The following is a 296-nucleotide window of genomic DNA, read 5'->3' as shown; positions in this document are numbered from 1 at the left end:
CGCGTGCTGGAAGGGGGCGCCCCGGTGACCTGCCGTCCGGCGGATTTACTCAAACCGGAACTGGCTGAACTGGAAGCGGACGTCAGGCGCCAGGCGCAGGAGAAGGGGATTACTCTGGCAGGAAACGCTATCGACGACGTGCTCACCGTGGCGCTGTTCCCGCAGATTGGCCTCAAATTCCTTGAGAACCGCCATAACCCGGCGGAGTTTGAGCCGGTGCCGCAGGCGGAAGCCGCGCAGCCGGTGGCAAAAGCAGAGAAGCCTGCCGCCTCCGGTATCTACACCGTGGAAGTGGA

General features: G+C 63.9%; 1 pseudogene. It reads left to right on the top strand.

What is annotated here, in order from left to right:
- Positions 1 to 296 (top strand): annotated as a pseudogene (locus NA986_RS24375) (sodium-extruding oxaloacetate decarboxylase subunit alpha); the annotation flags it as partial.

The sequence above is a fragment of the Salmonella sp. NW177 genome (assembly GCF_051811585.1).
GTDB lineage: Bacteria > Pseudomonadota > Gammaproteobacteria > Enterobacterales > Enterobacteriaceae > Salmonella > Salmonella enterica.
This window is presented reverse-complemented; position numbering and strand designations above follow the sequence as displayed.